Here is a 1,269-nt window from a genome sequence, read left to right as displayed (position 1 = left end):
TGCCTCCACCAGCTCGACACCGATCATCAACCCCCGCCCCCGCACCTCGCCGATCACAGGAAACTCCCGTGCCAGGGAGCGGAGTTGCTCCAGCATCCGTGTCCCGAGCGCTGCCGCTCGCGTGGCGAGGTCGTTCTCGCGGACGTAGGCCATCGTGGCCGTGCCCGCGGCCATGGCGAGTTGGTTGCCGCGGAAGGTGCCGGCATGGGCACCGGGTTCCCAGACGTCGAGGTCGTCGCGGTAGACGACGACGGCGAGGGGCAGGCTGCCGCCGATGGCCTTGGAGAGGACCATCACGTCGGGGGTGATGCCGCTGTGCTCCACGGCCCAGAAGGCACCGGTGCGCCCGACCCCCGTCTGCACCTCGTCGGCGATGAGCGGGATGGAGCGGTCGGCCGTGATGTGACGCATGCGCCGCATCCACTCGTCCGGGGCGGGGAGGACCCCGCCCTCGCCCTGGACGGGTTCGAGGATCATCCCGGCGGGCAAGGGCACCCCGGACTTGGGGTCGTCGAGTACGGATTGCGTCCAGCGGGCGGCGAGTTCGGCGCCGTGCGCGCCACCCACGCCGAAGGGGCAGCGGTAGTCCTGCGGATAGGGCAGCCGGGTGACCCGCACGTCAGAGGCGTGGCCGGACGCCTCGCGCGCGCCGGAGGTCATGCCGTGGTAGGCGCCGGCGAAGGCGAGCACGCCGTCGCGGCCGGTCGCGGCGCGTACGAGTTTGAAGGCGGCCTCCACCGCGTCGGTGCCGGCCGGCCCGCAGAACTGCACGCGTGCGTGGTCGGCGAGCCCGGGAGGGAGGGTGCGGAAGAGTTCGGTGACGAAGGCGTCCTTGACCGGGGTCGCGAGGTCGAGGACCTGGAGGGGCGCGCCCGAGTCGAGGACCTTGCGGATGGCTTCCAGGACGACGGGGTGGTTGTGTCCGAGGGCCAGAGTGCCGGCGCCCGAGAGGCAGTCGAGATAGCGGCGTCCGTCGGCGCCCTCGATGGTCAGGCCTCGGGCGCGCACAGGGACGATGGGGAGGGCGCGCGCGTAGGTGCGCGCTGCCGACTCGCGGGCCGACTGGCGCCGCAGGATGCCCTCGTGCGCGGAGCGGGCCCGCGGCGGTTGCGCGACGGGGGTGGGCCCCGCCGTGGCCTCCCCGGTAGCGGTCTCGGTCACGGCCATGGTTCTCCCGTCGTCGCGCTGTGCAGGGGCAAGCGGTTCCCTCGCGGACTCGCCCGCCCCGACATACGGAGCCCCGGAACCCTTTGCTCGACTCCTCGGCAC

At 73.1% G+C, this 1,269-nt stretch carries 1 protein-coding gene; it reads right to left on the bottom strand.

Translation table 11 applies throughout. From position 1 onward, the window contains the following. Positions 1–1,167: diaminobutyrate--2-oxoglutarate transaminase family protein (locus EHS43_RS44775; RefSeq protein ID WP_125196078.1), on the bottom strand; the 1,167-nt coding region annotated here is incomplete at its 3' end. Positions 1,168–1,269: the final 102 nt, after the last annotated feature.

The organism is Streptomyces sp. RP5T (assembly GCF_003933965.1).
GTDB lineage: Bacteria > Actinomycetota > Actinomycetes > Streptomycetales > Streptomycetaceae > Streptomyces.
This window is presented reverse-complemented; position numbering and strand designations above follow the sequence as displayed.